Here is a 25,514-nt window from a genome sequence, read left to right as displayed (position 1 = left end):
TCAACGATATGCCATGTATTTGATCCGTTTGTCATAGGTCATCGCGTTAAATGGGACCCTATTCGGCAATTTGCATTCGACTCTTATGCGTTTTTCAATTGGCGTCCCATCCGCCAATGAGGCACCAAAACCGTTGTCCAACAGGTCACTTCAGACTGCGCCCACGAGCATGTTTACATCCAGCACGGATCGGGTGCTCCGAAAGCGCTGTGTAAAGAATTTCGGCAATGGTTCCAATCTCCGATAACGCTTAGATAACGCTTAGATAACGTTTGAATACATCTTGCCAAAGCCTCCACCCACGGTCGCGTAGCTTGACCGCAACGTCAGCTTGCTGATGCCTCGGGGGTCGGGTCCAACGAGGGTCGTGAATGTTTGTCACCGATCGATTGGCCCCAGGAGCACCGATGCACTTTTCAGTTCTGCCACCCGAGATCAACTCAGCTCTGATCTATGTCGGCGCGGGGACGGAACCGATGTTGGCCGCGGCGGCGGCCTGGGAGGGGTTGGCCGCGGAATTGGCCGCGGCCGCAGCGAGTTTCAGGGCGGTGACCTCGGGCCTAGCGAACGGAGCATGGCAGGGTCCGGCGGCAGCCGCGATGGCGGCGGCGGCCGCACCGTATGCCGGGTGGCTCGGCGCGGCGGCCTCGCAAGCGGGGCAGTCGGCGACCCAGGCCGGTGTGATGGCCGCGGAGTTCGACGCCGTTCGCTCGGCGATCGTGCATCCGGAGTTGGTGTCGGCCAATCGCAACCAGTTTGTGTCGCTGGTGATGTCGAACATCTTCGGCCAGAACGCCCCGGCGATCGCAAGCGCCGAGGCGCTCTATGAAGAGATGTGGGCGCTGGATGTGTCGGCAATGTCGGCCTACCACGTAGGAGCTTCGGCGGTCGCTGCGGCGCTGAAGCCGTTTTTCCAGCCGCTACAGAACCTTGCCGGTCTCCCGGCCCAGATCGCCGGGCTGGCCGGAGGCGGTCCAGCCGCCGCGACCCTGGCGGCCACCCCCGACCGGCTGCTCAGCGTCAGCCTGGGACTGGGCAACATCGGCGGCGGAAACGTCGGCAACGGCAACTCCGGCTATTCCAACGTCGGTGGCGGCAACCTCGGTGAGCTGAACTTCGGGTGGGGCAACGCCGGAGCTTCGAACCTTGGCTTCGCGAACCTGGGGAGCGGCAATGTCGGTCTCGGCAACCTCGGCAGCAGCAACTTCGGGTTCGGCAATTCCGGCATCGGCAACTTCGGGTTCGGTAACTCCGGCAACGGCAACATCGGCATCGGGCTGACCGGCACCGGGCAGATCGGTATCGGTGGACTTAATTCGGGTATCGGGAATTTCGGCCTGTTCAACTCTGGCAACGGAAATATCGGCTTCTTCAATTCCGGCAACGGTAACTTCGGCATCGGGAACTCGGGCAACTTCAACACTGGACTTTGGAGTTCGGGTTCGGGCAACAGCGGCTTTTTCAATGCCGGTTCGTTCAACACCGGGACCTTCAATGTAGGTGACGCAAACACCGGCAATATCAATGTCGGAAACTTCAACACGGGTGGCTTCAACCCGGGCGCCTCCAATACCGGCTGGTTCAACACCGGCAGTTCCAACACCGGTCTGCTGAATCCGGGCAATATCAATACCGGCATTTTCAACTTCGGCGACATGAACAACGGCCTCTTCAACACCGGCCAAGCCAACAACGGTGTCTTTTACCGGGGTGTGAATCAGGGCAGCCTGCACATTGCCATTACCACTCCCGACCTCACCCTGCCTCCGCTGGAGATTCCGGGCATCTCGATTCCCGCCTTCGACCTGCCCGCCCTGAGCCTGCCGGGGGTGACGATCCCGTCCTTCTCGATTCCGGCGGGGACGGCGCTGGGGGCGTTCGACCTGCCAACGCTGAGCATCCCGCCGCTAAACATCCCGTCCTTCTCCATCCCAGCCGGCACCGCCCTGGGCCAGTTCAACCTGCCCACCCTCAGCATCCCGCCGCTAAACATCCCGTCCTTCTCCATCCCAGCCGGCACCGCCCTGGGCCAGTTCAACCTGCCCACCCTCAGCATCCCGCCGCTAAACATCCCGTCCTTCTCCATCCCAGCCGGCACCGCCCTGGGCCAGTTCAACCTGCCCACCCTCAGCATCCCGCCGCTAAACATCCCGTCGATCACGATCCCGGCCGGGACCACGTTGGATCAGTTCAACCTGCCCACCCTCAGCATCCCGCCGCTAAACATCCCGTCGATCACGATCCCGGCCGGGACCACGTTGGATCAGTTCAACCTGCCGACACTGAACATCCCGCCGGTGACCGTGCCGTCGTTCACCATCCCGGCCGGGACCACCTTGAATCAGTTCAACCTGCCCACATTGAGCATTCCCTCGGTGACGGTACCGTCGTTCACAATCCCGGCGGGGACGACAATTAAGAGCTTCAGCTTACCCGGAATCCATACTGAGCCCATATCCGTCGGCGGTATATCGACAGGTAGCTTCACGCTGCCGGCCATAGGTTGGTCAAATACCATAACGTCCCCGACCATCCAGATCGGTAGCCTATCTGTCGGTCGCATAGATATGTCATGGGCGACCAATGTACTTGCACTTCAAGGGCTGAACCTCAATCCCTTTGACCCGACGTCGTACTTCACAATCAATTACATCAATACGACGCCATTCACCCTCCCGACCATTTCGATTCTTCCTTACACATTGACTACGCCCATTAACGTCGGCGGCTTTACGCTCCCCAGTTTCACCATCCCGGCGATCGATATCCCGGCCATCAGACTCGACCAACTCAGTCTGCCCGACGTCATTACGCCGCAATTCACCACACCACCGCTGGAAATCGGCCGCATCGGACTCGGCGCCTTCACCCTGCCCGACATCGTCACCCCCGCCTTCACCACACCACCGCTGGAAATCGGCCGCATCGGACTCGGCGCCTTCACCCTGCCCGACATCGTCACCCCCGCCTTCACCACACCACCGCTGGAAATCGGCCGCATCGGACTCGGCGCCTTCACCCTGCCCGACATCGTCACCCCCGCCTTCACCACACCACCGCTGGAAATCGGCCGCATCGGACTCGGCGCCTTCACCCTGCCCGACATCGTCACCCCCGCCTTCACCACACCACCGCTGGAAATCGGCCGCATCGGACTCGGCGCCTTCACCCTGCCCGACATCGTCACCCCCGCCTTCACCACACCACCGCTGGAAATCGGCCGCATCGGACTGGGCGCCTTCACCCTGCCCGACATCGTCACCCCCGCCTTCACCACACCACCGCTGGAAATCGGCCGCATCGGACTGGGCGCGTTCACCCTGCCGGACTTCACCACTGTGGAGTTCTCGACGCCGCCGATCACCGTGCCGCCGATCGGTCTGGCGGCGTTCAACACTCCCCCGCTGGTGATCCCGAGTATTCATCTGCCCAGCACGTTGATCACGGAATTCAACATCCCCCCGGCGCCGGGTTACCTCAACTCGACCATCGGGCCGTCCTCGGGCTTCTTCAACTCCGGCGCCGGCGGCAGCTCCGGGTTCGCCAACAACGGAGTGGGCCTGTCGGGTTGGTACAACTCGAACGGGCCGGGCCTACTGGGCGGATCGGGCTTCCAGAACTTCGGCGGACTGATTTCGGGCCTGAACAACTTCGGCAGCGGCGTCTCGGGCTTCGCGAATACCGGCGTGCTGGACCTCGCACTACGCAGCTTCGTCTCCGGCGTCGCCAACGTCGGCAACAACCTGTCCGGGCTGTTCTTCCGCAGCGCGGCGTAAACCAGCTCGCGCTCAGCCGGCCCGGTGATCGAGCCGCTGGCGATGACGAACCACGAGTCTGTCGAGTGCGTGTGCTCCAACCGCGGTGACCGCGAACACCAGCAGCATCCAGATCGGTGGCCGGGCCAGTTCCCAGACGAAGATCGCCGCCCAGGTCGGTGACCCCTGGGTCACCGCGAGCACCCCGGCCGCCGCTCCCAACGAGATCACCGGCCCGTGCAGATGGGTTCCCGCCAGCTGGTTCAGCGCCAGCACCAGGAGCGTCCCGGCCGCCGCACCGGTGGCCAATGAGGGAGTGAGCAGGCCACCGGCACCGCCCGCGCGCAGAAACAACACCGTCAGTAGTGGCTTCAACGTCAGGATTACCGCCGCCGAGGCCAGCGTCATCCCGGATGCGAGGCTGACGGTGAGCACGCTCTTGCCGTTGCCCGGCAACTCTGGCCACCAGTGTGAACAGATACCGGTCAGCAGCCCGGCGCCGGCCAGCGCAGGTACCAGCATCCAGGATCGGATCAGTGTGGCCGGACGGGCTGCAGCGACGATCTTGTTGAAGACCCAGCCGACCGCGAATGCCACCGGCGCCAGCGCCAGCCCGTGCGCACTCAGCAGATACGCCGATTCCGCGCTGGGCCAATTCAATTCGTTATGGTCGTGGGTGACCAGCGAGCCGACCGCGACGGCCAGGCTGGAGGTGATCAACGCCGCGCCCATCGCGCGCAGCCGCCAGGTGTTCAGCAGGATGCGCAACGTGAAGAGGGCACCGGCCATCGGCACGGCGTACACCGCGCCGAGCCCGGCGCCCGCCGCGCTGGCCAGCAGGATCTCGCGGTCGCCCGGCGACAGCCGTCGGATCCACGCGCTGCCGAAATCCCCAAGCACAGCAGCGAACTGGCGTGGCGCACCTTCGCGTCCCAGGGAGGCACCGGAGCCGACCAGGAGCACCTGCAACATGGCATCGATGCTCCACGTCAGCCGCGGTACCCGCTGGTGTCCAACGATGGTGCCGGCCAGCGGTGGCACCTCGAAGCGGCGCCGCAGTAGCCACCAGCCCAGGCCGGCCAGCGCCGCGCCGACCATGGGACCCAATGCCCGCCGAACCGGACTGCTCCCGGTGATCCCGTCCAGTAGCGAGCCGAAAGTGTAGTGATACGTGAGGTGTTCGACCGACCGGAGCACCAGCGTGGTCGCCAACCCGGCCAGCCCGGCGAGCAGCCCGACGATGACGACGCCGCAGAAGAAATCGACGTCTGACTTTCGGGACATGCCTGCCGACAATACGGACACCGAGCGGCTTTGCGCAGCGCCTACCGCAGCAGCGGCGCGGCCGACCGGTCGGCGCGTTCTATCGCGCTTGGCTATCCCGTCGCCGCATTGGAGCCGGCATCCCGCTCGAGCGGCGCCCCCCGCAAACCCACCCAGAACAGGTCGATCATCATCTCGGCGGCCGCATCGACGTCGATGTCACCGGTACTCAGGCGGCTGGCCACCGCCTCGCCCGCGCCGACCAGAGCCACCGCCATGATTTCGATTTCGGCGTCCGACCGTGGGCTGCGGGTACCGGCCCGCACCAACCCGGCCACCAATTCGATGATCTGCTCGCGACCTTCGCGCACCAGATGGGCGAACGCCTGCGAACTGGTGGCCTGGGTGTACATCACGATCCAGGACGCGCGGTTCTCGTCGATGTAGCGCAAGAACGCGCCAATGGTGTTGCGTAACAGATCTTTTGGGCTCTGGGTGAAGTCGATGTCGGCCCGCACCGCGTCGATGAACCGGCTCATCTCCCGGTTCAGGCAGGCCCCAAACAGATCCTCCTTGGAGCCGTAGTACAGGTACAGCATCGGCTTGGAGATCTCGGCCGCCGCGGCGATCGTGTCCATCGAGGTCTCGTGGTAACCGTTGACCGAGAACATCTGTACCGCGGCATCGAGCATCTGCTGCTCGCGGACAGCACGCGGTAACCGCTTGGTACCACCCGCCCCACTACCTGCCACGCTATCCCCTATCTATCCCAACCAAGGGTAAGCACTTTCGGTCAGCGGCCACATGCCGCGGTGACTGCCTTCATCGCCGCGACCCGCACCAGCGAGGCGTCCACCTGCTGCACCGGCAGATCGCCGGCGCTGACCGCCTGCTCGAGCCGGTCGAGTACCGCAGGCACCTCCTTGGTGGTGACCCACAACGCGATGTCGGTGCCGGCCTGCAGGGTTTTCAGCACGGCCTCGGTCACCCCGAACCGGTCGGAGATGGCCGCCATGCTGGACACGTCGTCGCTGAACACCGGGCCGTTGAAGGGCGGCCCGCCGTAGCCGGTGCCGTTGCGCAGCAGGTCGAGCGCGGCCTTGCTCAGGCTGGCCGGGTCGCTGCCGGTCAAGCCGGGTACCTGCATGTGACCGACCATCACCGCCACCGGGATGGCGTTGAGCAGGGTCCGATACGGCACCAGGTCGTTGGCGACCAGCTCGGACAACGGGGGTGTGGTGACCCCGCCGGTGTGCGAATCACCGGAGCCGTGGCCGTGCCCGGGGAAGTGCTTGAGCACCGGCAACAGCTTCGCGTCGCGCAGGCCCTGGGCGTAGGCGCCGGCGTACTCGGTGACCTTCGCGGGGTCCGCACCGAACGAACGGTCGCCGATCACGCTGTCGTCGGGCTCGTCGGTCACGTCGACCACCGGGGCGAAGTCGACGGTGAAACCGAGGTCTTTCATCTTGCGGCCGCGGGTCAGCGCCAGGTCGTGCACTTGCGCGGGCGTCATCGTCTGCCCCATTTCCTTGGCCGTCGGGCCCCTGCCGTCGAGCAGGGTCCGCAGCCGCGAGACCCGGCCGCCTTCCTCGTCGACGCCGACCGCGAGCGGCAGCGGACTGGCAGCGTTGGCGATCTCGCCCAGTGGTCCGGGAAGCATGGACAGGTCGGTGTCGCTGCCGATGAGGATGCCGCCGACGTGGAAGTCGGTGACCACGGACCTGGCATCGGCGGCGTCGCGCACCCCGACCATCAGCAGCTGGGCCAGCTTGTCGCGCAGGCTGGGCATCTTGGCCGGGACGTCCGGAGGGTCAGCGCAGACTCGGGGGCCCGGTGCGGCGGCCGCAGTGGAGCTGGTACTCGACGAGCTCGGGGTGCTGGTGCTCGAGGACTTCCCGGGCTTGGTGCCGCCGTGACAGGCGGCGACCAGCAGCGATGCGGCGGCAAGGACGGCCAGGGTGCGCGGAAAAGCCATCCGGACATGCTGTCACGGGCGTTTCACCGCCGAGTTCGGGGGCGGCTTCGGCCGTGGCGGGTACCCGCCCCGTCCGAATTCCCGGCGCATCCAATGGTTCGGTACGGCGACCGCGACCCCGCGTCGTTCTGCTAGGTTCGGTGGCATGAACCGGATCGTCGCGCCCGCCGCTGCCAGTGTGGTGGTCGGCTTGTTGCTCGGCGCAGCCGCGATTTTCGGCGTCACCTTGATGGTCCAGCAGGACACGAAGCCGCCTCTGCCCGGGGGCGATCCAGGGTCGTCGGTGCTCAACCGGGTCGAGTACGGCAACCGCAGCTAGCCAGCCGGAGGTCGAGCTCTCGGGCCTGTCGCGTCGCTGGCTGCTGTTGGTCGGGGCCGTCTCACTCGTTTTGTCGTTCGCCCAATCCCCCGGCCAGATTTCGCCTGACACCAAGCTCGACCTCACCGCCAACCCACTGCGCTTCCTGACCCGCGCCACCAATTTGTGGAACAGCGAGCTGCCGTTCGGCCAGTCGCAGAATCAGGCCTACGGCTACCTGTTTCCGCACGGCACCTTCTTCCTGATCGGCCATGCGCTCGGGGTGCCCGGCTGGGTCACCCAGCGACTGTGGTGGGCGCTGCTGCTGACGGTCGGCTGCTGGGGGATGCTGCGGGTCGCCGAGGCGCTGGGCATCGGCAGCCCGACGTCCCGGATACTCGGCGCCGGCGCGTTCGCGCTGTCACCGCGGCTGCTGACCACGCTGGGATCGATATCCTCCGAGACGCTGCCGATGATGTTGGCGCCGTGGGTGTTGCTGCCGACCATCCTCGCGTTGCGGGGCGGCTCCGGGCGCTCGGCGCGGGTGCTGGCCGGCCAGGCCGGCCTGGCGGTGGCGTTGATGGGCGCGGTCAACGCGATCGCGACGCTGGCCGGATGCCTGCCCGCGGCGATCTGGCTGGTCGCTCACCGGCCTGGCCGGCGGTGGCTGCGCTACGCCGGGTGGCTGGTGGTGGCGCTGGTTCCGGCGGTGTCGTGGTGGGTGGTAGCGCTGAGCCAGTTGCGCGGCGTCAGCCCGCCGTTTCTGGACTTCATCGAGTCCTCGGGCGTGACGACTCAGTGGTCGTCGCTGGTGGAATTGTTGCGCGGCACCGACAGCTGGACACCGTTCGTGGCGCCCACGGCGACGGCGGGAGCCCCGCTGGTCACCGGGCCGGTGGCCATCCTGGGCACCTGCCTGGTCGCCGGAGCCGGGCTGGCCGGGCTGGCCAGTACCGCGATGCCGGCCCGTGGCCGACTGGTGGGGATGCTGCTGGTCGGGGTGGTTTTGCTGGCCGTCGGCTACAGCGGTGGGCTGGGTTCGCCGGTGGCTCATCAGGTGCAAGCGTTCCTGGACGGCGCCGGCACTCCGCTGCGCAACGTGCACAAGCTCGGGCCGGTGGTCCGAATCCCGCTGGCGCTCGGCTTTGCGCAGGTGCTGGGCCGGATCCCGCTACCGGGCAGCGCGCCGCAGGCGGTATGGCTGACGGCGCTGGCTCATCCGGAGCGCGACCGTCGGGTGGCGGTCGGGATCGTCGCGTTGACCGGCCTGCTGGTAAGCACGTCGTTGGCGTGGTCCACGCGGCTGACACCACCGGGCACGTTCAGCGCGATACCCGACTACTGGCACGAGGCGGCCGACTGGCTCACCGAACACCAGGAGGGTCGGGTGCTGGTGGTGCCGGGCGCGCCGTTCGCCACCCAGGTGTGGGGGACCAGTCACGACGAGCCGCTGCAGGTGTTGGGCAGCAGCGCCTGGGGGGTTCGCGACTCAATCCCGCTGACACCGCCGCAGACCATCCGCGCGCTGGATTCGGTGCAACGACTCTTCGCCGCCGGACAGCCTTCGGCAGGACTAGCGGATTCCCTTGTGCGGCAGGGTATCTCGTATGTGGTGGTGCGCAACGATCTGGATCCGGAGTCGTCGCGGTCGGCGCGACCGATCCTGGTGCACCGCGCCATCGCGGGTTCGCCCGGGCTGACCGAGGTTGCCGAGTTCGGCGCGCCGGTGGGTCCGGGCCTGCTGGCCGGCTTCGTCAACGACAGCGGGCTGCGGCCACGCTACCCGGCCGTGCAGATATTCCGGGTCAGCGCCGGTCACAATCCCGCTGCGCCCTACTTCGCCGACGTCGACCTGCTGCCGCGCGTCGACGGCGGTCCCGAGGTGCTGTTGCGGCTCGACGAACGGCGACGGCTGCTGGGTCGTCCACCGCTGGGCCCGGTGCTGATGACCGCGGACGCCCACGCCGCCGGGCTACCCACGCCGGTGGTGACCGTCACCGACACCCCCCTGGCCCGGGAAACCGACTACGGCCGCGTCGACTTGCATTCGTCGGCGATCCGGGCGCCCGGGGACGCCCGGCACACGTACAACCGGGTGCCCGATTACCCCGTCCCCGGTGCCGACACGGTCTACGGAAGCTGGACCGGCGGCCGCATCACCGTGTCGAGTTCGTCCTCGGATGCCACGGCGCTGCCCGATGTCGCGACGGCGACCTCACCCGCCGCCGCGGTTGACGGCGACCCGGCAACCGCCTGGGTGTCCAACGCCCTGCAGGCCGCCGTCGGCCAGTGGTTGCAGGTCGACTTCGACCATCCGGTGACCAACGCGGTCCTGACCCTGACACCGAGTGCGTCGGCCGTCGGCGCACAGGTCCGCCGCATCCTCGTCGAAACGGCCAATGGCAGTACCACGTTGCGGTTCGAGGAGTCCGGAAAACCGTTGAGCGCCGCGCTGCCCGTCGGCGAGACGCCGTGGGTGCGGGTCACGGCGGCCGGCACCGACGACGGGTCGGCCGGAGTGCAGTTCGGCATTACCGACCTGACGGTCACCCAGTACGACGCGTCGGGTTTCGCCCATCCGGTGCAGTTGCGCCACACCGTGTTGGTGCCGGGGCCGCCGCCCGGCGCAACCATCGCCCGCTGGGACGTGGGCGCCGAACTGCTGGGCCGGCCGGGCTGTGCGCCGGGGCCGGACAGCGTGCGCTGCGCGGCGTCGATGGCGCTGGCTCCCGAAGAGCCGGTCAACCTCAGTCGTACCTTGACGGTGCCGGTCCCCATGACGGTGACTCCGACGGTATGGGTGCGCTCCCGGCAGGGACCCAAACTGGCGGACCTGGTCGCCGAGCCGGACACCACGCGGGCTTACGGCGATTCCGATCTGGTCGAGGTCCTCGGCTCGGCGTATGCGGCCACCGATGGCGACCCGGCGACGGCGTGGACCGCGCCGCAGCGGGTGGTGCAATACAAGACGCCGCCGACGCTGACCCTGCGGCTGCCGCGGGCCACCGAGGTCACCGGATTGCGGTTGGCGCCCAGCGCCACGACATTGCCCGCCCATCCGACGATGGTGGCCGTCGACCTGGGCGACGGACCACAGGCACAGGCCGTGGACCCGGGCCGCGACGCGCAGACGCTGAAACTGCACCCCCGGGTGACCGACACCGTGACCGTCAGCCTGCTCGACTGGCAGGACATCATCGACCGCAACGCGCTGGGCTTCGACCAGCTCAAGCCACCGGGGCTGGCTGAGGTGGCGGTGTTGGGCGCCGACGGCGCCCCGGTGGCGCCCGCCCGGCCCGGGGCGGCCGCCCGCGACCGGGAGGTCGTCGTCGACTGTGAGCACGGCCCGGTGATCGCGGTGGCCGGGCGGTTCCTGCACACGTCCGTCCGGACCACCGCCGGCGCGTTGCTGGACGGCGAGCCGGTTGCGGCACAGCCCTGCGAACCCGGTCCGATCGAACTGCCGGCCGGCCCGCAGGAATTGTTGATCAGTCCGGGGGCGGCGTTCGTGGTGGATGGTGCGCAGTTGTCAGCCGCTCCTGAATCAGCTTCTGCGCCTGTCGCTTCCGCAGAGGTGAGGGTGTGGGAGCCGGTCCGCCGCGAGGTGCGTGCACCGGCGTCCGGCGACAACCGGGTGCTGGTGATTCCGGAGAGCATCAACCCTGGCTGGGTGGCCCGCAGCAGTAGCGGCGCGCGCCTGAAACCGGTGGCCGTCAACGGTTGGCAGCAGGGATGGTTGGTTCCGGCTGGAGACGCCGGCACCATCACGCTGACCTTTGCCTCCAATGCGGTGTATCGGGGCGGCCTGGGAGTGGGGTTGAGCCTGTTACCGCTGCTGGCGGTTCTGGCATTGTGGCGGCGCCGCAACGGTTCCTGGGACGATCCGGCCGCGGTCGCGTGGCCTTCCGGAGCATGGGCCGGAGTGGCGGTTCTGGGAGCGGGAGCGTTGATCGCCGGCGCCGTCGGTGCCGTGGTGGTCGCGGCCCTGCTCGGGGTGCGGCATGTGGTGCCGGACCGCTGGCGCGACGCGCTGACCGTCGGACTCAGCGCCGGTGGGATCGTGGCGGCAGGTGCGGTGCTGTCGCGCCATCCCTGGCGGTCTGCCGACGGCTACGCGGGCCATTCCGCGAGTGTTCAACTGCTGGCACTGATTTCACTTGCGGCAGTCGCCGCGTCGGTGGTCACCACAACATCGATCGGCCGATCAAAGACTGCGGGGGCCGATCTGTTCCACTGAGCCGTCCAGCGCCATCAGCCAAGTCTCGACGTCGATTCCCGGATGCCGGCGCAGCGCCTCCTCGCGGAAGGTACCGAGAATCCTTTCGTGCGTGGCCGTCTCACGCTCCGGCGTTGAGATCGCGTCAGGGCCGTAGGCGATCTGGACCGCGCCGCAGTCACGATGGTTGACCACGAAAACGCCGTTGATCGAGTGCAGTTCGATCGACGCGGCGAGGTTGTCCCAGAATGTGTTGTGCCAGGCCTCCCAGTGCTGGGAAACGGCGCCGGCGCCGGCGCCGGCCAGCGCGAACTGGCTGTACCGGTTCACGAGGCCTCGCCCCAGCATGTATTCATTTGTCGGGTGCACGAAGCGAGGATCGATGCACATCAACAACATGGCGTCATAGTTCTGGGGCGGTACGTCCGGTGCCGCCGAGGCGCGCGGCACCGCGGTGGCCGCCGCTGTCAAACCCAATGCGCCCGCCCCCAGGGCCAGCATTCGGCGACGTCCAAAAGCGCGGTTTAGGAATTCAGCTTTGTGCAATTCTCTGCTCAACTTTCCGGTGCCGGAGCGCGGAGGGGACACGACGCTGAGGAACCCTACCGGGTGAATCGCGGCTCTAGGGGCAAGATCGCACGTAGTCGCCATAATCCGAGGAGTGGTGGCCATGAACTGGTTTTCGGCACCCGAATACCGGCTGGGCGCATTGGTGTTGGAGCACGGCGTAGCGGCGATATATCTGGTCGCGTTCGTTGCGGCGGCGCGGCAGTTCCGGCCGCTGATCGGCGCGCGTGGGATGCTACCGGTGCCGGCGTATCTGACCAGGCGATCGTTCTGGCGGGCCCCGAGCATTTTCCACCTGCACTACTCCGACCGGCTGTTCGCCGGGGTGTCGTGGTTCGGCGCGGCGGTGGCGGCCGCGATGGTAGCCGGTCTGGATCTGGTGCCGTTGTGGGCGGCGATGCTGATGTGGCTGACGCTGTGGGTGCTGTACCTGTCTATCGTCAACGTGGGCCAGACGTGGTACGGATTCGGCTGGGAGTCCCTGTTGCTGGAAACCGGCTTTCTGATGGTTTTTCTGGGCAACGGGCAGGTGGCGCCTCCGGTGCTGGTGTTGTGGTTGGTGCGCTGGCTGTTGTTCCGCGTCGAGTTCGGCGCGGGCTTGATCAAGATGCGCGGCGACTCGTGTTGGCGCGACCTCACCTGCCTTGACTACCATCACGAAACCCAGCCGATGCCGGGCCCGTTGAGCTGGTTGTTCCACCACCTGCCCCGGCCGCTGCATCGAATCGAAGTGGCGGGCAACCACTTTGCGCAATTGGTGGTGCCGTTCGGGCTGTTCGCTCCGCAGCCGGTGGCCAGTGTCGCGGCTGCCGTCATCGTCATCACCCAGTTGTGGCTGGTTGCGTCGGGCAACTTCGCCTGGCTGAACTGGCTGACGATTCTGCTGGCTTTCGGCGCCGTTGATCAGACGGCGGTGGATGCGCTGGTTGATGTGCGCTCACGCGGAGCCGTGCCGAATCCACCACTGTGGTTCGTCGTTGCGGTGATCGGTGTCGCCGCGGCGATGCTGGTGCTGAGCTACTGGCCGACGCGCAACATGCTGTCACCCGGGCAGCGGATGAACGCGTCGTTCAACGCCTTCCATCTCTGCAATACCTATGGCGCCTTCGGCAGTGTGAGCCGGATTCGACAGGAGGTGGTGATCGAAGGCACTGCCGATGCGTCGGTGACCGACCAGACGAACTGGCAGGAGTACGAATTCAAGGGCAAGCCCACCGACGTGCGGCGGCTGCCACGCCAGTTCGCGCCCTACCACCTGCGGCTGGACTGGCTCATGTGGTTCGCCGCCATCTCGCCGGGCTATGCGTCGGCCTGGCTGACGCCGTTCCTGCACCGGTTGCTGCGCAACGACCGAGCGACGTTGAAGCTGTTGCGACACAACCCTTTCCCAGAGTCACCGCCGCGCTACGTACGCGCGCAACTGTACAGGTACCGCTTCACCACTCCGGCCGAACTGCGCCGCGACCGGGCCTGGTGGCATCGCACACTGATCGGGAGTTTTGTGCCTGCAACAGGGTTGCCCGGCCGGTCAGATGCCCAGGACAAGTGACCCGTGGGAGAAATACGGGCCCGTATCAGGCGCCAGCGACGAATAGCCACTGTTCACGAGGGGTTGCAGAAAAGCATTGAGGTTGTTGATGACTGATTGCGCGACACCTAATTGCTGGAGCGGCAGCAAGATCGGCAGGGTCGGCGACGGAATCATGTACGTAGTGATGGTTCCCCCCAGTGGGGTAGCGACGCTGGACAACTCGATCGCCTCCGACATCGAAGCCAGTGACGCTGTGTTGTGGTAGTAGACCACCCCGAACAGCGAATTCACGACGGCCGGAATGTTCCAGGGACGATCGGGGAAGTGGGCCCAGCCGTCGTACTGGGCGAAAACCACGTCGACGTCATACTGCGTGTTCGCCAAGGGCTGCACCGTGTAGTTCACTATCGGCAAGGTGAACCCGTCGGGCAGGTAGGTCTGCAGCACGCCGAGCTCCGGGCTGGCGAACAGGACGAACTGCAAGGCGTGGGGCGGCGGGGCGGCGCCCGGGTTCGCCGCCAGGTACGCCAGCTGGCGGTTGACGACGATGGTCCCCTGCGACAGCGCGGCGACACTTATGGGCGAACCGCCGCCGTTGAGAACGGCATTCATGATCTGGTCGTTGAGCGCTCCCTGGCCCATGGCGACGGCGTCGTTGACATCCGGCGCCGCCAGGCTACCGCTCAGCAGGCCCATGCTGGCCGGATAGTTGACGACCTGAGCGAGGCTGCCGGGGAACCAGTTCTGCCCGATGGCGTGGTTGATCAGGTCATACCCCTGCAGTATCGACACCGAGACCGGGCCGGGGACGCCGCTCCCATAGAACAACTGCCCCAGGTAGGGAAATCGCGTGAAGAAGTTCGGCAGGTAGAGGGGCCCCGCACCGGGCACGGTGATTCTCGTCGCCGCGGCTGCGTTGGGCAGCGCGTAGGCGTTGGCGGCCTCGGTGGACGCGTAGGCATTCACGCTGGCCGCCAAGGCGACGGTCAAGCGCTCGTGGTAGTGCGCCGCTTGCGTGGCCACCGCCTGATATTCGCGGCCGTGCCCGCCGAACAACGCTGCCACGGCCTTGGACACCTCGTCTTCGGCGGCGACCGACAACGAGGTCGTGGTGTGCGCCACTGCCGCACTCGCCGCCGAGATGACGGAACCCGTCGCGGCCAGATCTTCAGCAGCCGCGAGCAGGAAGTCAGGCGCCGCAACGACATACGACACAGTTGACCCCTTCCTGCGCGACCGGGGAACAGGCAGTTGCGAGGTTACCCGCAGCCCGGAGGTATGGCTCGACTTTGCGTGAACCTGGGGTTATTCGCCGTCGCCAGATGCGCGCGCGACGCCTTTCGGGTCAGGCGGCGCTGGCGGGCGCGTTCGTTGACGTCGGTGCTGTCAGACGCGACACAACCCGACGCGTGCTCGCTGCCACACCGGTGAGCTTGCCAAGAACCAGCGCCGGACTCGGAGCCGGCGAACAGCGAATCTTGTTGACCTACAGGTGATATCGCGCCGAAGCAACCCGCGCCGCCCAGTCCAGGTTCGGGTTGAGCCCCCCGGGGGCACCGAACATCGGCCCTCATAGGAAAGTCATACCCGGCAGCTATTAACGAAAAATATTTCTGGATCTATGCTTCTAGTATTGGGCTGAATCAGGAGGTCAGGGTCATGAAGGTCATCGCATTCGCAGCGGCCGCGGCGCTCGCAACCACATTGGGAGTCACCGTGGCACCGCCGTCCGCACAAGCCGAGTCGCCAACGTCGGCTGGTGTCTATCTCTACGCGGACGAGGACGGTGACACCGGCATGTGGACCATCAGGACCAACTGCGCACCCGACTGCGTCGCTCATGTCACGACCGCTTCAGGGCGGAGTTTCGAGGCCGCACTGGTGGACGGGCGCTACACCAATACCCGGACCATCCCCGGGGGCGTGACCTGCCCCGGCCACACCGCCGGCGACTTCGGCCGCTGGATCCCCGCCAGCGAGCATCCGGTCACCGTCACGCAATGGTGGGATCCGGTGACGCTGGTCGGCGAGGTCGACTTCTTCAACAGCTCGGCGCCGTGCGCGCTTGCCGACCACGCTGACAGATTCACGCTCACCAGAATCGATCGATGACACGCTGCCAGGCCCCTATCGGGACCTGACATGGCCTGCTCACCGAGATCCGCAAGACTCGGAACACCTTCGGCGAGAGCTGAGGTCAAGCCGAAGATCTCGGCAAGTTTCAACCATTCCCACGCAGAAACGACATAGCGCGGCGACAGGCGGCGGGGCACTCTCTCGCCCCACCCGACTCTGTCATCGGGCAGTCCCACCGACACCACCGCTATCCCGACCAGCAACGCGGCGATGACCTTGATTTTCTTTACCTTCATTCGCGACACCCGCGCCGGGAAACACCACGGTTCGAGCCCTCGCTCGGCCTCCCGCATTTCCGGAGTGTCGCACACAGCAACACACCGCGATTGTTCGTTTCGGGAAATTCGCGCCGCCGTCAATCCTTGAATTCATAGCGGCGACGCGTGTGAACTCAGGGGTGGCTTCTATAGCGTCTCGTCCAACTCGCCCAGCCGGTCAGTGAGTCGCAGGTTTTCCGAATAGTCGACCGGGCACGCGATCAGCGACACACCGTCGTCGTCCAGGGCCGCCCGCAACGTCGGCAACAGCTCCTCAGCACTGCCGATCCGATATCCCTTAGCGCCGAAGCTTTCCGCGTACTTGACGACATCCGGGTTGCCGAAGGACACGTAGTGGTGCTCGCCGAGTTCGAGATCCATCTTCCACTCGATCAGGCCATATCCGCCGTCCTCCCAGATCAGCACCACCAGTGGGATCTTTTCCCGCACCGCGGTCTCGATCTCCTGGGAGTTCATCAGGAAGGCGCCGTCGCCGACTACCGACAACACCTTGCACTCCGGCCGGGCCAGTTTCACCCCCAACGCACCCGGCAACGCAAAACCCATGGTGGACAGTCCGTTTGAGATCAGACAGGTGTTGCGCTCATAGGTCGGGTAGAGCCGCGCCATCCACATCTTGGTGGCGCCGGTGTCGACCAGCACCACGTCGTCGCGCCCCAGCGCCGCGCGGGTATCGGCAACCACCCGCTGGGGCGCCAACGGGAATCGCGAATCCTGTTGCCCCCGAGCGAACTCCTCGTCCAGCAGACCGGAGCCGGGCACCCCGACGTCGTCGAATCGACGGCCTTCCATGGCGTCGGTGAGTTGATTGAGCGAGTCGCTGATGTCACCGATGATGCCGACGTCGACGGAGTAGTGCGCGTCAACCTCGGCCGGGAAGCGGTGGATGTGGACGATCTTCTTATCGGCGTGCGGGTTGATGCGGACCGGATCGAATTCCTGCAACTCATAGCCGACCGCGATGACGACATCGGCGTTGTCGAACCCGAAATTGACGTAATCATGGCGCATGAATCCCAGCGTCCCGATGCCGTTCGGGTGATCGTCCGGCATCACGCCTTTTCCGTGAAAGCTGTTGGCCACCTTGATGCCGAGCTCCTCGGAGAACCTGATCAGCGCCGCGGAGGCGTCGCTGCGCGCGGCACCGTGCCCGGCGAGCACCACCGGACGCTGCGCGGCGCGCAGAATGTCGACCGCGCGCGCCACCTGTCGGGCGGCCGGCGCGTCAGCCCGGACCACATTGCGCGGCAACGGCCCCAACTCGTAGTCGGCCTCATCGGCGTCCAGATGCTCGGGCACGGCGAGATACACCGCCGCCGGGCGTTCGGTCTCGGCGACCTTGAACGCCTTGCGGACCATCTCCGGTATGGCGTGCGCAGTGGGAATGCCGGCCGACCAGCGGGTGATCGGAGCAAACATCGACACCAGGTCGACGTACTGGTGGGATTCCTTGTACTCACGGTCCTGGCCGACCTGCGCGGAGATGGCCACCATCGGGGTGCTGTTGGTAGTGGCGTCGGCCACCCCGAGCTGCATGTTGATGGCCCCCGGTCCCAGGGTCGCCGAGACCACGGCCGCGCGCCCGGTGACCCGGCCGTACATCTCGGCCATGAAGGCCGCGCCCTGTTCGTGCCGGGTCAGCACGTAGCGGATATCGGAGGCGGCCAGCGCCTTAATGAATCGGATGTTCTCCTCTCCGGGTATCCCGAAGACGACGGTCACGCCCTCGTTTTCCAGGCACTTGACGATCAGCTCAGCCGCTGTGGACATCCGCCACCCCTCTGTTTGGTTGCTAGTGGCAGGCTAGTTGTCGGACGGTTCACGACAACCCTGACAGGAGGGCCGACGTGCCCATCGCCACCATCAACCCGGCCACCGGCGAGACAGTCAAGACCTTCACCCCCGCGACCGACGACGAAGTCGAGCAGGCGATAGCGCGCGCCTACGCGCGCTTCCAAGACTACCGCCGCAACACCACCTATGCCCAGCGTGCCGAGTGGGCAAACGCCACCGCCGACCTGCTCGAGGCCGAGGCCGACGACACCGCGGCCATCATGACCTTGGAGATGGGCAAGACGCTGGCCAGCGCCAAGGCCGAAGTTCTGAAGTGCGCCAAGGGGTTTCGCTACTACGCCGAGAACACGGAAGCACTGCTCGCCGACGAGCCGGCCGATGCCGGCAAGGTGAACGCATCCCGGGCCTTCACGCGCTACCAGCCGCTGGGCGTGGTGCTGGCGGTGATGCCGTGGAACTTTCCGCTGTGGCAGGCCGTGCGGTTCGCGGCGCCCGCGCTGATGGCGGGCAACGTCGGGCTGCTCAAACACGCATCGAACGTCCCGCAGTGCGCGCTGTATCTGGCCGATGTCATCGCGCGCGGCGGATTTCCCGACGGGTGCTTCCAGACTCTGCTGGTGGCCTCCGGCGCCGTCGAGAAGATCCTGCGCGATCCCCGCGTCGCCGCCGCCACCCTCACGGGCAGTGAACCGGCCGGACAGTCGGTCGGCGCCATCGCCGGGGACGAGATCAAGCCGACCGTGTTGGAACTCGGCGGCAGCGACCCGTTCATCGTGATGCCCTCCGCGGACCTGGACGCCGCTGTCAAGACGGCGGTCACCGGCCGAATCCAGAACAACGGTCAATCCTGCATAGCCGCAAAGCGATTCATCGTGCACGCCGACATCTACGACGCGTTCGTGGACAAGTTCGTCGAGCAGATGTCGGCGCTCAAAGTCGGCGATCCGACCGACCCCGACACCCAGGTCGGACCGCTGGCCACCGAGAGCGGCCGCGACGAGATTGCCGGACAGGTGGATGCCGCCGTTGCCGCCGGCGCGAAGGTCCGCTGCGGCGGTGAGACCCCGGACCGGCCGGGTTGGTTCTACCCGCCGACCGTGATCACCGACATCACCAAAGACATGGCGCTCTACACCGAGGAGGTCTTCGGCCCGGTCGCATCGGTGTACCGGACCGCCGACATCGACGAGGCGATCGAAATCGCCAACGCCACCACCTTCGGACTGGGATCGAATGCCTGGACCGAGGACGACGCCGAGCAGCAACGCTTCATCGACGACATCGTGGCGGGAGCCGTCTTCATCAACGGAATGACGGTGTCTTACCCGGAGCTGCCGTTCGGCGGTGTCAAGCGCTCAGGTTACGGCCGCGAGCTGGCGGGCCTGGGGATCCGCGAGTTCTGCAACGCCAAGACGGTCTGGGTGGGCAAGAGCGACACCGCTGACACCAGCGGCAGCAAGAAGACCGAGTAACCGTCCGCCCGGCTGTCCCCCGCGAGCAGACGCAAGAGCACCCGAAACGCCGTTGTTTCGGGTGCTTTTGCGTCTGCTCGCGCTACCAGGGTTCCGCTAGGAAACTGCCGCCAGCGCGCGCTCGTCTTCATCGGCGAAGTCGTCCTCGAGTTGCACCGGCGAGTAGTCGAGGTCGATCTCGCCCATCGGGCGGCCGCGGGCGCTGCTGATCGTGCCGAACCGTCGCATGCCCTTGTCGGTGGAGTACTGCAACATCTCATCGGGCTTCAGGCCGAACGGCGGCTGCTGGCCGTACAGTTCGAAGCCCTCTTCGGTGAGTCGCAGCGCCATCGGGATCAGCTCGTTCATGCGGTTCTCGAAGACGGTCCAGTTGGCGTCGTCGGCCGCGACGTGGCGACGGCAGGTGAAGGTGCCCCACGCCATGTGGCGCCGCTCGTCGTCGCCGATGCGGCGCACCAGCTCCTGCATGCCCGGAAGGATTCCGCGTTCGACGCAGATCTTGTTCCACGCGTAATAGCCGGTGAGCGCCAGCATGCCCTCGACGATGTGGTTGTAGGTGACCGACGCCCGCACCTGGGCCGCCGGTGACGGATCACCGGTCAGGGCGTTCAGGCAGTCCGGCAACTCCTCATAGAAGATGTCCCGGTATGTGGGCAGCGGGTCGAGGCAGCCGTGCAGGTCATCCTTGACGCCCACCGCGTCCAGCCAGAGGCGGAACACCTGGACGTGCTTGGCCTCTTCGAATGCGAACTGAGTCAGGTACATCTCGTCACCCAGCCGTCCCTCGGCGCGCATCGCGGCCATAAACGGCTGGATGTCCTCGGTCACCGCTTCCTCGCCGGCGACGAACTGGGCGCACAGGCGAATGGCGTAGTCGCGCTCGGCGTCGGACAGGTTCTGCCAGTCCTCCCCGTCCTTGGAGAAGTCGATGTCGGCCGGGTTCCAGAATTTTGCGTTGCCACCGGCGAACAGCTTCAGCGGCAGGCTCTGCCAGTTGAGGCCGCCGGCGACCATCGAGCCGGTGTGGGTGCGGGTCATGTCATCCCTCCGATCGGGCGGGGCGGACGGCAGGGCGCGGCGCGGAGAACGCGTCGGAGAGCACCGCGACGAGCCTGCGCACCGCGAGCGCCGGCTGTTCGGGCGTCGGCTCGTCCAAACCGAGGATCGGATCCAGCCCGCGCATGTACGGCGCCAGTGCCAGGTGGGGGAAGATCATCAGCAGCAACGAGAGCAACGCGTCGGTGTCGGAGTCGGCGCGCAGATCTCCCCGCCGGTGCGCCTCGGCCACCAGCGGCCGAAGCACCTCCAGGTAGTGCCGGTGGATGACGTTGCGCACGCTGATGCGGGCGTCGGTGTCGACCTCCAAGGTCGCCGCGGCGTGCAACGCGCGTTCCCGAGGATGCTCGGCGTAATAGGCGACCCACGCGTCCAGTAGTTCGGTGAGAAACTCAAAGAACGGCCGAGTCGGATCGAGGTCGCGGATGACGCCTTCGGTGTAGGCACGCACCCGCTGGCTGGCGACGTCGGCGATGTAGGCGTAGAGGTCCCGCTTGTCCGCGAAGTACTGGAACAGGCTGCCCTTCGCGACGCCGGCACGCCGGGCGATCACGTTGAGACTGCCATTGGAGAAGCCGTGCGCGCCGAATTCTGCTTCCGCGGCTTCGATGACCGCCGCCCGACGGGCCGGATCGACGCGTGCCCAGGTAACCGTCGGCATACTGCCCCCTCGCGTTTGATGACCAGTAGTCATTCTACTGTGAGGCACTTCACGGTCAAGGCGAAGTCAGTCGGATTAGCCCGGGTTGCCGTCGCTACCGTGCGCGCCCTGACCACCGTCGACGCCGGGGGCGCCCTTCACTCCGGTTCCGTTGCCGCCTGACCCCGGATTACCGCCGTCGGCGCCCGAACCACCGGGACCACCGCCGACCCCGTGGCCCGCCCCACCACCGCCACCGGCGCTCCCCGCACGGCCGAACATGCCGCCGGAGCCACCTGCGCCGCCGTGACCGCCGTCGCCGCCATTGCCACCTGCGCCGCCGTTACCGCCGCCGCCTCCATCTCCTCCGTCACCGCCGGTGCCGCCGGTGCCCGGGTTGCCGAGGATCGGGCCGGCGGGTGCGCCGTTACCGCCCAAGCCGCCGGGGTCACCCCCACCGCCGGCGCCGCCGCCACCGCCGTGCCCACCGAGTCCGCCGTCCCCGCCATTGCCCATCAGCCAGCCGCTGTGTCCGCCGGCACCACCGTGGCCTCCGGCCCCGCCTGCGCCACCGTGGCCGCCGTCACCTCCACCGCCTCCCTGACCTCCGGTGCCGCCGATTGCCCCGGCTCCATCGGCCGTGTATGCGGCGCCGCCACCGCCGCCCATCCCACCACCAGCGCCGGCCGCGCCGAATCCGCCGGTAGCCCCGTTACCACCAGCGCCGCCACCCCCACCGTTGCCGATCAACCAACCGCCGTGCCCTCCGGCACCTCCCGCGCCGCCCGCACCGCCGGCAGCCCCGGAAGCGCCGACCCCGCCGGTACCGCCCAGTCCACCATTTCCGCCTCTGGCTTCGGCGCCGTTGATGCTGGTTGCGACCCCGCCTTCGCCGCCAACGCCGCCCTCCGCACCCGTGCCGCCGGTGCCGCCCGTACCGCCGGCGCCACCGCGAGCCGTCCCGGTGTCAGTGCGAGCCTCGCCGCCGCCACCACCGCCGCCGCCAGTGCCACCAGGACCGCCGGCCCCACCGTGTCCGCCGCTGGCTCCACCAGACCCGCGGTCTACCGCAGCGGCAAACCCTCCCCGTCCGCCCTGACCACCGGGTGTGCCGACGCCGCTGGACGTATCGCCCGCGAAGCCGTCACCGCCATCGCCGGCTGGGCCGCCGAAGCTGTACAAACCCGCCTCACGGGTGTTGCCACCACCATTGCCACCCTGGCCGCCGGCTACATCCGAAGCTGTCCCAGGACCCCCCTTGCCGCCGGGTAGACCTATGACGCGGCCGTCCGCGGGCCCGGAGTCGAGGCCATCGGCGCCGGGTTGGCCGCCGCTGAAAGGGCCGTTGAAATGCGGATTCACGGCGGCAGGGGCGCTGTGCCCGGCGCCACCGGCCCCGCCCTGTCCGCCGTTACCCCACACGCCGGCGTTGCCGCCGGCGCCACCGGCACCACCACTGCCTGCCACCGCGAGCGCGGCGCCACCGCTACCACCGCTGCCACCGTTGCCGTAAAGCCATCCACCATTACCGCCGGCACCGCCCGCGCGCCCGGGACCTCCGGCACCGCCCTGTCCGCCGTTACCCCACAGCCCGGCATTACCGCCGCGCCCACCGTTCTGACCCGCGACCCCGGGCGCACCAGCACCACCATTGCCCAACAGCAAGCCACCGTCGCCGCCATTGGCGCCCGGCGTCGTCGCGTTCGCGCCGTCGCCGATCAGCGGCCGGCCCAACAACGTCAGGGTCGGCGGGTTGAGGACGCCCAGGACACCTTGTTCGACAGCCTGCAGGGGTGAAGCGTTCACCGCCTCGGCGTTGGCGTAGGAACCCGCTCCTGCGGCCAGGGTGGCGGCGAACTGATCGTGAAACGCCAGCGCCTGAGCACTCAGCGATTGATACGCGACAGCATGCGAGCTGAACAATGCCGCAATCGCCACCGACACCTCATCGGCAGCCGCAGCCAATACCCCCGTGGTCGGCACGGCCGCCGCCGCACCGGCCGACCGTAACGCCGATCCGAGCGAGTTGAGATCTCCGGCCGCCGCCGACACCGCTGGCGGCGTCGCGAACACAGACGACATGGTTAACCCTTCAAAGTTTCTGATCAGCCGAGCCCGGCGCAGCGCAGCCGAAGCCGGCCGCGTTGCTGCGCCGCCTCAATCGGGGAATCAGCCGGCATTGCCCGTCTTGCCGTCGACGCCTCTCGCGCCGGACACGCCGTCGGCGCCGGTGGCGCCCCTGCTTCCATTCGTGGTGTTTCCGGTTCCCCGGTCACCCCCGTCGGCACCCGAGCCGGGGATACCACCCCTGAGCCCGTGGCCGCCGGCGCCGCCGCCCCCGGCGCTGCCGGCGTGGCCCAACAGGCTGCCGGCTCCGCCGGCTCCGCCGTCGCCACCGTTGCCGCCGTTACCGCCACTGCCTCCGTTGCCACCACTGCCGCCGGCTCCCCCGTTGCCGCCGAAGGAGATACCGGCGGCGCCGGCACCACCGAAGCCGCCACCGCCGCCCTGGGCACCGCCGCCGCCATCTCCACCAAGTCCTCCGAGCCCGCCGGCTCCGCCGTCGCCCATTAGCCAACCGCTCGCTCCCCCGGCCCCGCCGTGACCGCCGGCGCCGCCGGCGCCGCCGCTGCCGCCGACACCCCCGGTGCCGCCGACCCCGCCATTGCCGCCGACAAAGCTGCTGACCCCTCCGCCGCCGCCGGCGCCGCCGTTGGCAGCCGTTACAGCCCAACCGCCGTTGGCGCCCACACCGCCGGCGCCGCCGGCCCCGCCGTTCCCGATCAACCAGCCGCCATGACCTCCCGCACCTCCGGCCCCACCCGCGCCTCCGGGGCCCCCCGAGGCGCCGGCCCCACCGGTGCCGCCATGACCACCATCGCCGCCCCGACCGTTGAATTGCAGGCCCGCACCACCCTGACCGCCGTTGCCTCCGTCGGCGCCGATCCCGCCGGTGCCACCGTTGCCGCCGGTGCCACCGGACGCATGACCGCTGCTGCCGTTGGCGAACGCGTCGCCGCCGCCTCCACCGGTACCGCCCATGGCGCCTGCGCCGCCGGCACCGCCGTTGCCGCCGGCACCTCCCTGGCTGGACCCGCGGAGGCTGGTGGCCGACCCTCCGGTGCCGCCCGCACCGCCGGGCGTGCCGTTGCCGCCTGCCCCATCGACGAAGCCGTCACCACCGGTGCCCCCGGCGCCACCGTTGACGAACCCGCCACCGAAGCCGTCGCCACCCGTGCCGCCTTGCCCGCCACTGTAGAAAGTCGCGCCGTCACCCCCATGGACACTTGTACCGGGAGTGCCCGGGCCGCCGTCGGTCCCGTTCCCCTGGTTCGCCTGCGTGTAACTGACTCCGTTCACACCGGACTGGCCTGGTGAGGGCAGGGCTGCCGGCTGCGGATTCACGGCGTCGGGAGCGTAGTAGCCGGCGCCGCCAGCCCCACCCGAACCGCCTGCACCCCAGAGGACGGCATTGCCTCCGGCGCCGCCGTTGCCGCCGCCCAGCACGGCACTTCCGCCGGCGCCGCCGTTGCCGCCGTTGCCGCCGTTGCCGAACAACCACCCGCCGCTTCCGCCGGCGCCGCCGGCCTGACCGGCTCCCCCGGCGCCGCCAGCGCCACCGTTGCCCCACAACCCGGCGCTGCCGCCGCGTCCGCCATCTTGGCCGGCACCACCTGCCGCGCCGGCACCGCCGTTGCCGAACAACAGCCCACCGTCGCCTCCGTTGCCGCCCGCCGTGGTCGCGTTGGCGCCGTCACCGATGAGCGGTCGCCCCAACAGCGCCTGGGTGGGCGCGTTTATGACCCCGAGCACGCCCTGTTCGAGCATCCCCAGCGGCGATGCGTTCAAGGCCTCCGCGGTGGCGTAGGAACCCGCCCCGGTAGCCATCGCGGCGACGAACTGGTCGTGAAACGCCGTCACCTGAGCACTCAGTGATTGATACGCCCGAGCATGCGACCCGAACAGCGCGGCGATCGCCGCAGACACGTCATCCGTGCCGGCGGCCAGGACCTCGATGGTCGGCGTCGCCGCTGCCGCATTGGCTGCGCGCAACGCCGAGCCGATGTTCATCAGATCCCCGGCCGCCGCCGACACCACCGCCGGTGTCGCGATCACAAACGACATGATTACTCCCTAATACACCCGAATCAGATGCAGTGAATTTAGAGGCATATCGAGATTCCGGCTGGCTTTTGGCAATTTTTGATCGCTTTATTGCGCTCAGCCACCGGGATATTTTGATGTCTGGTGTTGGGACACTAAATCCGTTGTGACACTTGGCAATGTACTGATCAGAAAGTCCCGATCCTGTTTTTCAACCATTTCTAGAATGGTGATCCAATTTCGTCCAGCGATGCTGATCCGATGTATTTCAGTACTACGATGAGGACATCAAATTAGTGCCGCGGAAAGCATCGTCGCGCTGTCCATGAGATTGCGCTCCGGGATGATCAACACGGCAAATGACACGATCAATGTCCGCCAGCCGAATCCTCGAGCCGGCGCCGCGCGCCGTTCAGGCCGAGTTGCCGC

16 protein-coding genes are annotated in these 25,514 nt (G+C 67.4%); 6 read left to right on the top strand and 10 right to left on the bottom strand.

The window, feature by feature from the left end; all coding sequences use genetic code 11:
- Positions 1–407: 407 nt before the first annotated feature.
- Positions 408–3,776 (top strand): PPE family protein, encoded by a 3,369-nt coding sequence (locus JX552_RS02740; protein ID WP_205875980.1) that lies wholly within the window; start codon positions 408–410, stop codon positions 3,774–3,776.
- Between the two features lie 12 nt (positions 3,777–3,788).
- Here JX552_RS02740 and JX552_RS02735 read toward each other — a convergent pair whose 3' ends face one another.
- The 3 genes from JX552_RS02735 to JX552_RS02725 form a co-directional block, all read right to left on the bottom strand.
- A complete protein-coding gene (locus JX552_RS02735) occupies positions 3,789–5,039 on the bottom strand; it encodes a chloride channel protein (RefSeq protein WP_205875979.1) in 1,251 nt (416 codons plus the stop codon).
- Between the two features lie 92 nt (positions 5,040–5,131).
- Complete coding sequence (locus JX552_RS02730; RefSeq protein WP_205878176.1) at positions 5,132–5,710, bottom strand: TetR/AcrR family transcriptional regulator; 579 nt, start codon at positions 5,708–5,710, stop codon at positions 5,132–5,134.
- A gap of 101 nt (positions 5,711–5,811) precedes the next feature.
- A complete protein-coding gene (locus JX552_RS02725; protein WP_205875978.1) occupies positions 5,812–6,993 on the bottom strand; it encodes a glycoside hydrolase family 3 N-terminal domain-containing protein in 1,182 nt (393 codons plus the stop codon).
- 145 nt (positions 6,994–7,138) lie between these two features.
- Here JX552_RS02725 and JX552_RS02720 point away from each other — a divergent pair, with 145 nt between their 5' ends.
- A complete protein-coding gene (locus JX552_RS02720) occupies positions 7,139–7,312 on the top strand; it encodes a DUF2613 domain-containing protein (protein ID WP_065042893.1) in 174 nt (57 codons plus the stop codon).
- 25 nt (positions 7,313–7,337) lie between these two features.
- On the top strand, positions 7,338–11,528 hold the full coding sequence (locus JX552_RS02715) for an alpha-(1->3)-arabinofuranosyltransferase (RefSeq protein WP_205878175.1): 4,191 nt from the start codon (positions 7,338–7,340) through the stop codon (positions 11,526–11,528).
- Here JX552_RS02715 and JX552_RS02710 read toward each other — a convergent pair.
- Positions 11,496–12,008, bottom strand: a complete 513-nt coding sequence (locus JX552_RS02710; protein WP_205875977.1) for a carbonic anhydrase — start codon at positions 12,006–12,008, stop codon at positions 11,496–11,498. The two genes, JX552_RS02715 and JX552_RS02710, sit on opposite strands and share 33 nt — an antisense overlap.
- Positions 12,009–12,177: 169 nt before the next feature.
- On the opposite strand from JX552_RS02710, the gene JX552_RS02705 reads away from it, so the two are divergent.
- The gene (locus JX552_RS02705) at positions 12,178–13,623 is read left to right on the top strand and encodes a lipase maturation factor family protein (RefSeq protein ID WP_205875976.1); all 1,446 of its coding nucleotides are present in this window, start codon (positions 12,178–12,180) and stop codon (positions 13,621–13,623) included.
- Here JX552_RS02705 and JX552_RS02700 read toward each other — a convergent pair.
- Positions 13,603–14,820 carry a PE-PPE domain-containing protein gene (locus JX552_RS02700; RefSeq protein ID WP_205875975.1) on the bottom strand — a complete coding sequence of 406 codons (1,218 nt, stop codon included), beginning with the start codon at positions 14,818–14,820 and terminating at the stop codon, positions 13,603–13,605. The two genes, JX552_RS02705 and JX552_RS02700, sit on opposite strands and share 21 nt — an antisense overlap.
- Positions 14,821–15,264: 444 nt before the next feature.
- Here JX552_RS02700 and JX552_RS02695 point away from each other — a divergent pair, with 444 nt between their 5' ends.
- Positions 15,265–15,717, top strand: a complete 453-nt coding sequence (locus tag JX552_RS02695; RefSeq protein ID WP_205875974.1) for a hypothetical protein — start codon at positions 15,265–15,267, stop codon at positions 15,715–15,717.
- A gap of 428 nt (positions 15,718–16,145) precedes the next feature.
- On the opposite strand, the gene JX552_RS02690 is transcribed toward JX552_RS02695, so the two are convergent.
- Positions 16,146–17,789 carry an acetolactate synthase large subunit gene (locus JX552_RS02690; protein ID WP_205875973.1) on the bottom strand — a complete coding sequence of 548 codons (1,644 nt, stop codon included), beginning with the start codon at positions 17,787–17,789 and terminating at the stop codon, positions 16,146–16,148.
- A gap of 77 nt (positions 17,790–17,866) precedes the next feature.
- Between JX552_RS02690 and JX552_RS02685 the strand changes: the two genes are divergently transcribed.
- A complete protein-coding gene (locus tag JX552_RS02685; protein WP_205875972.1) occupies positions 17,867–19,285 on the top strand; it encodes an NADP-dependent succinic semialdehyde dehydrogenase in 1,419 nt (472 codons plus the stop codon).
- A gap of 96 nt (positions 19,286–19,381) precedes the next feature.
- On the opposite strand, the gene JX552_RS02680 is transcribed toward JX552_RS02685, so the two are convergent.
- The 4 genes from JX552_RS02680 to JX552_RS02665 all read right to left on the bottom strand — a co-directional run bounded on the left by JX552_RS02680 (position 19,382) and on the right by JX552_RS02665 (position 25,106).
- On the bottom strand, positions 19,382–20,323 hold the full coding sequence (locus tag JX552_RS02680) for a R2-like ligand-binding oxidase (protein WP_205875971.1): 942 nt from the start codon (positions 20,321–20,323) through the stop codon (positions 19,382–19,384).
- A gap of 1 nt (position 20,324) precedes the next feature.
- Positions 20,325–21,002, bottom strand: coding sequence for a TetR/AcrR family transcriptional regulator (locus tag JX552_RS02675; RefSeq protein ID WP_205875970.1), 678 nt, complete (start codon positions 21,000–21,002; stop codon positions 20,325–20,327).
- A 75-nt stretch (positions 21,003–21,077) separates the two neighbouring features.
- The gene (locus tag JX552_RS02670) at positions 21,078–23,063 is read right to left on the bottom strand and encodes a PE family protein (protein ID WP_205875969.1); all 1,986 of its coding nucleotides are present in this window, start codon (positions 23,061–23,063) and stop codon (positions 21,078–21,080) included.
- A gap of 87 nt (positions 23,064–23,150) precedes the next feature.
- Positions 23,151–25,106, bottom strand: coding sequence for a PE family protein (locus JX552_RS02665; protein ID WP_205875968.1), 1,956 nt, complete (start codon positions 25,104–25,106; stop codon positions 23,151–23,153).
- Between the last annotated feature and the right edge of the window lie 408 nt (positions 25,107–25,514).

Origin of the sequence: Mycobacterium gordonae, assembly GCF_017086405.1 — a bacterium.
In the GTDB taxonomy this organism is placed as follows: Bacteria; Actinomycetota; Actinomycetes; order Mycobacteriales; family Mycobacteriaceae; genus Mycobacterium; species Mycobacterium gordonae_D.
Note: the sequence above shows the minus strand (reverse complement) of the source record. Positions and strands in the feature narration are given on the sequence as shown.

Excerpts from the sequence above, each read along its gene's own strand:
- JX552_RS02740 (WP_205875980.1), top strand. The coding sequence starts at position 408 with ATGCACTTTTCAGTTCTGCCACCCGAGATCAACTCAGCTCTGATCTAT.
- JX552_RS02735 (WP_205875979.1), bottom strand. The coding sequence starts at position 5,039 with ATGTCCCGAAAGTCAGACGTCGATTTCTTCTGCGGCGTCGTCATCGTC.
- JX552_RS02730 (WP_205878176.1), bottom strand. The coding sequence starts at position 5,710 with ATGCTCGATGCCGCGGTACAGATGTTCTCGGTCAACGGTTACCACGAG.
- JX552_RS02725 (WP_205875978.1), bottom strand. The coding sequence starts at position 6,993 with ATGGCTTTTCCGCGCACCCTGGCCGTCCTTGCCGCCGCATCGCTGCTG.
- JX552_RS02720 (WP_065042893.1), top strand. The coding sequence starts at position 7,139 with ATGAACCGGATCGTCGCGCCCGCCGCTGCCAGTGTGGTGGTCGGCTTG.
- JX552_RS02710 (WP_205875977.1), bottom strand. The coding sequence starts at position 12,008 with ATGCTGGCCCTGGGGGCGGGCGCATTGGGTTTGACAGCGGCGGCCACC.
- JX552_RS02705 (WP_205875976.1), top strand. The coding sequence starts at position 12,178 with ATGAACTGGTTTTCGGCACCCGAATACCGGCTGGGCGCATTGGTGTTG.
- JX552_RS02695 (WP_205875974.1), top strand. The coding sequence starts at position 15,265 with ATGAAGGTCATCGCATTCGCAGCGGCCGCGGCGCTCGCAACCACATTG.
- JX552_RS02690 (WP_205875973.1), bottom strand. The coding sequence starts at position 17,789 with ATGTCCACAGCGGCTGAGCTGATCGTCAAGTGCCTGGAAAACGAGGGC.
- JX552_RS02680 (WP_205875971.1), bottom strand. The coding sequence starts at position 20,323 with ATGACCCGCACCCACACCGGCTCGATGGTCGCCGGCGGCCTCAACTGG.
- JX552_RS02675 (WP_205875970.1), bottom strand. The coding sequence starts at position 21,002 with ATGCCGACGGTTACCTGGGCACGCGTCGATCCGGCCCGTCGGGCGGCG.
- JX552_RS02670 (WP_205875969.1), bottom strand. The coding sequence starts at position 23,063 with ATGTCGTCTGTGTTCGCGACGCCGCCAGCGGTGTCGGCGGCGGCCGGA.
- JX552_RS02665 (WP_205875968.1), bottom strand. The coding sequence starts at position 25,106 with ATGTCGTTTGTGATCGCGACACCGGCGGTGGTGTCGGCGGCGGCCGGG.